Source organism: Brevundimonas sp. (assembly GCF_032017145.1).
Lineage (GTDB): Bacteria > Pseudomonadota > Alphaproteobacteria > Caulobacterales > Caulobacteraceae > Brevundimonas.
Map to the genome: position 1 here is coordinate 1 of NZ_DALZQC010000138.1, position 7,024 is coordinate 7,024.

Consider the following 7,024-nt stretch of genomic DNA (forward strand, 5'->3'; position numbering starts at 1 on the left):
CCCGCCGCCGCTGCGCCGGCCGCCCCGCGCGCCGACCAGCCGCGCGAAGAGCGGGTGAAGATGACGCGCCTGCGTCAGACCATCGCCCGTCGCCTGAAGGAATCCCAGAACACCGCCGCCCAGCTGACCACCTTCAACGAGGTGGACATGACCAACGTCATGGCCCTGCGCGCCCAGTACAAGGAAGTGTTCGAAAAGCGCCACGGCGTGAAGCTGGGCTTCATGTCCTTCTTCACCAAGGCGGTGGTCGCGGCCCTGCACGAAATCCCGGCCGTCAACGCCGAGATCGACGGCACGGACATCATCTACAAGAACCACTACGACATCGGCGTCGCCGTCGGCACCGACAAGGGTCTGGTGGTTCCGGTCCTGCGCGACGCGGATGCGCTGTCGCTGGCCGGCATCGAGAAGGGCATCGGCGCCCTGGGCAAGGCCGCCCGTGACGGCGCCCTGACCATGGATCAGATGCAGGGCGGCACCTTCACCATCACCAACGGCGGCACCTATGGTTCGCTGATGTCCACGCCGATCCTGAACGCGCCCCAGTCGGGCATCCTGGGGATGCACAACATCGTCCAGCGCCCGATGGCCATCAACGGCGAGGTCAAGATCCGCCCGATGATGTATCTGGCGCTCAGCTACGATCACCGCATCGTCGACGGCAAGGAGGCGGTGACCTTCCTGGTTCGCATCAAGGAGCTGCTGGAAGATCCGCAACGGGCCCTGCTGGACCTGTAAGACTTTGAAGAAGGCGGCGAGGCTCTCGCCGCCTTCTCTAATTCACACTGCGCCTGAGATCAGATGCTCAAGGCGGCGATGAACGACAGGGCTATAATGCCCGCTATCAACGCCAGGCCGATCCAGTGGATGGTCCGCAGCCGCTGAGGCAGGCTATTTCCCCAGAAGGCGCCCATGAACGCCAGCGTCAGGGCCATTCCCCGGCCGAGATTGCGGGTCGTCGAGCTTGGGGCGATCAGATCCTCTTCGTCTTTGGCGGCGAATTCACCCCGCGCGGCCCGCGCCAACAGATCCCGCGCCGCCTCCACCTGATCCGACGGCGCCATAAGCCTCAGTCCCAGCGCGCGCTGCATCAAAGGATCGACGGTGGTCTGGAAGCGTTCGGTCACCTCGACCTGGATGCCTTGATCCGCCAGAAACGCCGCCGCCAGATCGGCTTCGTAAACATCCGGGAAACGGGTGATCTCGACCAGGGCCATGGGGCGCTTGTTTCACTTGGAGTGGGGGACGGTGCAGTATGGCGCCGGGGCGGGAGGGACGCACCACGCAAATGCGCGGGGCTGCGCATCATGACGACGACACGATGAACAGCGATTAGTTGCAGGGTTGCGCCCAGGCTCGCATATCGTCGGTTGTGTCTTTAAGGCTTCGATCCGTCGTGGATCGAGCATCTCAGTTATTTTGTCGGATTACAGGGCGCAAAAACGGTGGCCATATTCTCGCCATGGAGTGGGCAGCGCGCGCGATCGGGGTGTTTTACGTCTTGGGCGGGCTGATGCTTCTGTATCAGGCCTGGCTCAATTGGCGGCTTCAGCAGGCCCTGTCGGGTCTGGTGTCCACATCCTTCAACGATCAACTGGCGGACGGTGTGATCGCGCTGGGCGGGCTGCTGGTTCTGACCTCGGGCCTGGCCCTGGCCGCGCTCAGCGCCTGGGCGGTCATCGCGTTTCTGGCGGGCTGGACGATCCAGGCCGCCTATCTCCTGTGGGCCAACCGCTCAAACCTGAACGATCCCGCCGCCTCCGGCCGCCGTCGCACGGTGCACGCCTTCGCGGGCTATACCGCCGCTACCGCCCTGGTCCTCATCCTGCCCCTGACCGGCGTGCTGGCCTGAGGTCTCAGCCGAACTCGGCTTCCAGATCGGCCAGGCGGGCGGCCTGATCCTCGGCGATCAGGGCGTTCAGCAGCGGGTCGATATCGCCTTCCAGAACCTGCGGCAGGCTGTGCAGGGTCAGGCCGATGCGGTGATCTGTCACCCGCCCCTGTGGGAAGTTGTAGGTGCGGATACGCTCCGAGCGGTCGCCCGATCCCACCTGCGACTTGCGCGAATCCGCCCGGGCCAGATCCTTGGCCTGACGCTGCATGTCGTACAGCCGCACCCGCAGGTTCCTCATCGCCTTGTCGCGGTTCACGTGCTGGGACTTCTCGGAACTGGTGGCCACGATCCCGGTCGGAATATGGGTGATGCGCACGGCCGAATCCGTCTTGTTGACGTGTTGCCCGCCCGAGCCGGAGGCGCGGAAGGTGTCGATACGGATGTCCTTGTCCAGGATCTCGATCTCGACGTCCTCGACCTCGGGCAGGACCGCGACCGTGGCTGCCGAGGTGTGGATGCGCCCCCCCGCCTCGGTCGTCGGCACGCGCTGAACCCTATGGACGCCGCTTTCGAACTTCAGCCGGCCGAAGACGCCCTCGCCAGTGACGGTGGCGATGATTTCCTTATAGCCGCCCGCATCGCCCTCGGTCGCGGAATCCAGTTCGATCCGCCAGCCGCGCGTGGAGGCGTAGCGCGAATACATCCGAAACAGGTCGCCGGCGAACAACGCCGCCTCGTCGCCGCCGGTTCCGGCGCGGACTTCCAGAACGGCCGAGGCGTTCTCGTCGGCGTCGCGGGGCGCCAGCAGCAGGGCGACGTCGCGCTCCAGCCCCGGCAGGGCGTCGTTCAGAAGCTGCAACTCGTCCTGGGCCATCGCGGCCATTTCCGGATCGGCGGTCATGGCCTCCAGGTCCGCCATTTCGGCGCGGGCGCGGGCCAGGCCCTGAACCGCGTCGGCCACCGGCTTCAGTTCGGCGTGCTCCTTGGACAGGCGCACGATCTCGGCCCCGTCGGTCGCCGCGCCCATGCGGGCCTCGACCTCGTGAAAGCGGTCGAGCACCTGATCGAGACGGGCCTGGGGCAAACGCAAAAGACGGTATCCTGGAAGCGGGCGACAGGGCGCCTGTCCTTAGCCGCCAGGCGCGGTCGTGTCGATTGCAAGCCGCTTCGCCGCCCAGCGCCGGTCGATAAGGCGTTCGTGATCGGCGATAACGTCCCGGTCACGATGGCGTCAGGCGCGGTTACGAAATCCGCCTTGGCCGTTTAGCTGGTTCGAAGGCAAGGCTGTTAGGAGGACTTTTCATGTTCGATCGCCCGCCCGTAACCGAACCCGATCACGCGCCCACCCAAACCGACCCGGTCGCCGACAGCGTGGAGCGTCTGTGCCGGCTGTACGACACACGCTTGGCCGACACCGGCGGCGACCTGTCGCCCGAGGATGCGCGCGAACTAAAGGCCATGGCCGCCATCTACGACCTGGACACCGACCGGCCGTCGGCCGAGGTGTGGCGCGATCTGCGGGCCGTGGTGACGCGCCAGGCGCCGGCCGCCTCCAGCGACGCACCGCGCTCCGACGCCGAGGCTCTGACGCTGCTGGTGGTCGAGGACGACGCCGACGCCGCCGCCAGCCTGACCGAGCTTCTGACCGAGGCCGGGCACAGCGTCGTCGGACCCTTCCACAGCGCCGCCGCCGCCGAGGCCGCCGCCGCGCTCCACGCCATCGACGCGGCCCTGCTGGACATCAACCTGTCCAGCGAGATGACGGGCGTGGAGTTGGCCGAGGTCCTGACCTCGCGCTGGGACGTGCGGGTCATCTTCATCTCCGGCGACGTCAGCGCCGCCGCCCGGCACGCCGATCTGGCCGAGGCCCTGGTGCTGAAGCCGTACAACGGCGCACAAATCCTGGAGGCCGTCGCTCGCCTGGGCCAGACCGGGTGAAGACCGTCTTGCGCCGGTCGGAGCGGCGCGCCATCACAGGCCATGCTGTCGAACCGGTCCCGCTATGCGCTGCGCGCCATGGTCCATCTGGCCGGCCTGCCGGGGGGCGGGCCGGCGACCATCGCCGAAATCGCAGAGGCGTCGGCGGCCCCGCGCAAGTTTCTGGAGGCCATTCTTCTGGACCTCCGCCGACAGCATCTTCTGATGTCCAGGCGCGGGCGGTCGGGCGGCTACGCCTTGGCGGCGCCGGCCGACGCCATCAGTTTCGCCGATGTGATCCGCGCCCTGGAAGGGCCGTTGGCCCTCGCCCCTTGCGCCTCGCGCACCGCCTATGGCCCGTGCGAGACCTGCCCGGATGTCGAAACCTGCCCGCTGCAGCCCGTGCTGCGCGACGGCCGCGACGCCCTGGCGGCGGTGTTCGAGGCGCGAACGCTTCTGCAAGCCGCCGCCATTTCTTCTCCTATTGACCCGCTAGGGAAATAGATCGCAACCTTCGCCCGTCGTTGGGGCCGCCATGCAAGATTTCCTTCTCTTCCTCGCCGTCGGGTTCCTGGCCCAGATCGTCGATGGCGCCCTGGGCATGGCCTATGGGGTGATCTCCTCGACCGTGCTGCTGTCGTTCGGGGTGCCGCCTGCGACCGCCTCGGCCAGCGTCCACGCGGCGGAAGTCTTCACCACCGCCGCCTCGGCCGGATCGCACACGGTCAACAAGAACGTGAACTGGAAACTGTTCGTGCCCCTGGCCCTGGGCGGGGTCGTCGGCGGTGGGATCGGGGCCTTCGTCCTGACCAGCATCGACGGCGACGTGATGCGGCCCTTCATCACCGCCTATCTGGCGGTCATGGGCCTGGTCATCATCTGGCGCGCCACCCGCCAGACGCGCGAGCGGATCTTCCCGCGCAAGTTCGCAGGACCCCTGGGCCTGGTCGGCGGCTTTTTCGACGCGGTCGGCGGCGGGGGCTGGGGCCCCACCGTCACCACCACCCTGGTCGGCACGGGCCAGGACCCGCGCGCCTCGATCGGCACGACCAATACGGCCGAGTTCTTCGTCACCTCCGCCATTTCCGCCACCTTCCTGGTCGCCCTGTTGACCGGTCATTGGCAGGAGGCCGAGGGCATCGCCACCCACGCCATGGCCGTGCTGGGCCTGGTGGCCGGCGGCCTGATCGCGGCGCCCCTAGCCGGCGTCATCGCCCGCATCGCTCCCCGCCGCGTCCTGACCTATGGCGTCGGCACTGTGGTCCTGCTTTCGGCCGGCTATCAGGCCCTGCGCCTGTTCAAGGTGATCTGAGACGAGAAACGGCGGCGGACTGGCGCCCGCCGCCGCGTCTTCGCCGTCGTCGATGACGCCTATGGGTTGCTGGCGGCCGGCGCCGGTGTCGCAGCGGCCCGCGCCGGCGCCGCCTCTTCCGCCGGGGTACGCAGGGTGACGACCAGAGGGTTGGGCTTGAGATCGTTCATCGCGCCGGACGTGGCGTCGATGGCTCCGCCGATGAGGCCGCCGATCAGGATGTTGCCCGCCATGGCCGTGCCGCCGGCGCCGGAGACGCTGCTGCTGATCTCGTGCGTCTGGGCGACATAGCCGTCCTTGGCCACCGTGATGCGGAAGGCGTCCTTGCGCGGCATGCGGAAGGTGCAGGGTGTGGCCTGGCATTCGAAGCCGTTCGACGTGCTGACCTGGGCGCCGGGCGGCGTGCTTTCGACCGTGAACTGCTGGCTGGATCCCCGCGTCACGGTGGCGCACGCAGGCAAGGAAAGCGCCACGCCGACCAGCGTGAACGCACGCGCGCCAAAGCGCGCGACGGTCTTTGAAATCATGAAACCCCTCGGTGAAACAGGGTCCGGCCTCCCCAGGCGGACCTATAGCCTAGGTTGCACTTTCACTCTCGAGCGTCAATCACGGAACGGTGAAGGTTGAGCGGCGGAAAGCGCGAGATGACCCAGTCCTATTCCGCCGCCTGAAGCGCCGCCGAACGCGCGGCATCCAGTTCGGCGGCCTTCTGTTCGACCAGTTCGACGATGTGGTCGATCATGCCGTCGTTGGCCTGTTTGTGGGCGATCTTTCCGTTCAGATAGATCATGCCCGCGCCCTTGCCGCCGCCGGTGAAGCCGATGTCGGTATAGAGGGCCTCGCCCGGTCCGTTCACGACGCAGCCGATCACCGACAGGCTCATGGGCGTCGAGATGTGGGCCAGCTTCTCCTCCAGCACCGCCACCGTCTCGATGACGTTGAAACCCTGACGGGCGCAGGACGGGCAGGCGATGATGTTGACGCCACGGTGGCGTAGGCCAAGCGACTTCAGGATGTCGAAGCCGACCTTGATCTCCTCGACCGGATCGGCGGCCAGCGACACGCGGATGGTGTCGCCGATCCCGGCCCACAGCATGGAGCCCATGCCGATGGCCGACTTGATCGTGCCGGTGCGCAGGGGGCCGGCCTCGGTCACGCCCAGGTGCAGGGGGCAGTCGATGGCCTCGGCCAACTGCTGATAGGCGGCGACGGTCAGGAAGGGGTCGGACGCCTTCACCGAAATCTTGAACTCGTGAAAGTCGTTGTCCTGCAGGATGCGGGCGTGGTTCAGCGCGCTTTCGACCATGGCGTCGGGGCAGGGCTCGCCGTATTTTTCCAGCAGTTCCTTCTCCAGCGAGCCCGCGTTGACGCCGATCCGCATGGAGCAGCCGTTGTCGCGGGCGGCCTGGATGACATCGCGCACCCGGTCGGGGCTGCCTATATTGCCCGGATTGATCCGCAGGCAGGCGGCCCCGGCCTCGGCCGCCTCGATGCCGCGCTTGTAGTGGAAATGGATGTCGGCGACCAAGGGGACCTTGGCCTCGCGCGCGATGGTCTTGAAGGCCTCGGTGGATTCCACGTCGGGGCAGGAGACGCGCACGATGTCGGCCCCGGCCTCTTCCAACTGGCGGATCTGGTCGATCGTCGAGGCGGCGTCCGACGTCGGCGTATTGGTCATGGACTGGACGCTGATCGGGGCGTCGCCGCCGACCAGAACCGACCCCACCCTGATCTGGCGGCTCTTGCGACGCTCGATATGGCGCCAGGGACGGATGTGAGAATGATCGCTCATCGCGTGCTCATATAGGCCGATGATGACGGCCACGCCACGGCGGACCGATCAGTTCGGCGCCGTCGGCATGGTCGGGGAAGCGGCGGGTGTCGTGGTCGGCGGCGAAGAGGGGGCGGCCGCAGCGGATCGCCCGCCGGTCTGTCCGCCGCTCTGCCCGCCGCTCTGGGCG

The 7,024-nt window shown here is 67.4% G+C and carries 9 protein-coding genes; 5 read left to right on the forward strand and 4 right to left on the reverse strand.

What is annotated here, in order from left to right; all coding sequences use genetic code 11:
- Positions 1–738: 2-oxoglutarate dehydrogenase complex dihydrolipoyllysine-residue succinyltransferase (odhB, locus tag RTU05_RS16220; protein ID WP_312599368.1), on the forward strand; the 738-nt coding region annotated here is incomplete at its 5' end.
- A 59-nt stretch (positions 739–797) separates the two neighbouring features.
- On the opposite strand, the gene RTU05_RS16225 is transcribed toward odhB, so the two are convergent.
- Positions 798–1,217 (reverse strand): hypothetical protein, encoded by a 420-nt coding sequence (locus RTU05_RS16225; protein WP_312599369.1) that lies wholly within the window; start codon positions 1,215–1,217, stop codon positions 798–800.
- A 245-nt stretch (positions 1,218–1,462) separates the two neighbouring features.
- Here RTU05_RS16225 and RTU05_RS16230 point away from each other — a divergent pair, with 245 nt between their 5' ends.
- Complete coding sequence (locus RTU05_RS16230) at positions 1,463–1,852, forward strand: hypothetical protein (protein WP_312599370.1); 390 nt, start codon at positions 1,463–1,465, stop codon at positions 1,850–1,852.
- A gap of 4 nt (positions 1,853–1,856) precedes the next feature.
- On the opposite strand, the gene prfA is transcribed toward RTU05_RS16230, so the two are convergent.
- Positions 1,857–2,924: a peptide chain release factor 1 gene (gene prfA, locus RTU05_RS16235; protein WP_312599371.1), complete on the reverse strand. Its 1,068-nt coding sequence runs from the start codon at positions 2,922–2,924 to the stop codon at positions 1,857–1,859.
- A gap of 212 nt (positions 2,925–3,136) precedes the next feature.
- Between prfA and RTU05_RS16240 the strand changes: the two genes are divergently transcribed.
- The 3 genes from RTU05_RS16240 to RTU05_RS16250 are packed head-to-tail and all read left to right on the forward strand — an operon-like array spanning position 3,137 to position 5,063.
- Positions 3,137–3,772 (forward strand): response regulator, encoded by a 636-nt coding sequence (locus RTU05_RS16240; protein WP_312599372.1) that lies wholly within the window; start codon positions 3,137–3,139, stop codon positions 3,770–3,772.
- Positions 3,773–3,814: 42 nt separating this feature from the next.
- A complete protein-coding gene (locus tag RTU05_RS16245; protein WP_312599373.1) occupies positions 3,815–4,255 on the forward strand; it encodes an Rrf2 family transcriptional regulator in 441 nt (146 codons plus the stop codon).
- Positions 4,256–4,286: 31 nt separating this feature from the next.
- Complete coding sequence (locus RTU05_RS16250) at positions 4,287–5,063, forward strand: sulfite exporter TauE/SafE family protein (RefSeq protein ID WP_312599374.1); 777 nt, start codon at positions 4,287–4,289, stop codon at positions 5,061–5,063.
- 59 nt (positions 5,064–5,122) lie between these two features.
- Here RTU05_RS16250 and RTU05_RS16255 read toward each other — a convergent pair whose 3' ends face one another.
- Complete coding sequence (locus RTU05_RS16255) at positions 5,123–5,590, reverse strand: translation initiation factor 2 (RefSeq protein ID WP_312599375.1); 468 nt, start codon at positions 5,588–5,590, stop codon at positions 5,123–5,125.
- Positions 5,591–5,718: 128 nt separating this feature from the next.
- Entirely contained in the window at positions 5,719–6,855 is a 1,137-nt protein-coding gene (ispG, locus tag RTU05_RS16260) for a flavodoxin-dependent (E)-4-hydroxy-3-methylbut-2-enyl-diphosphate synthase (protein ID WP_312599376.1), read from the reverse strand.
- Positions 6,856–7,024 lie beyond the last annotated feature (169 nt).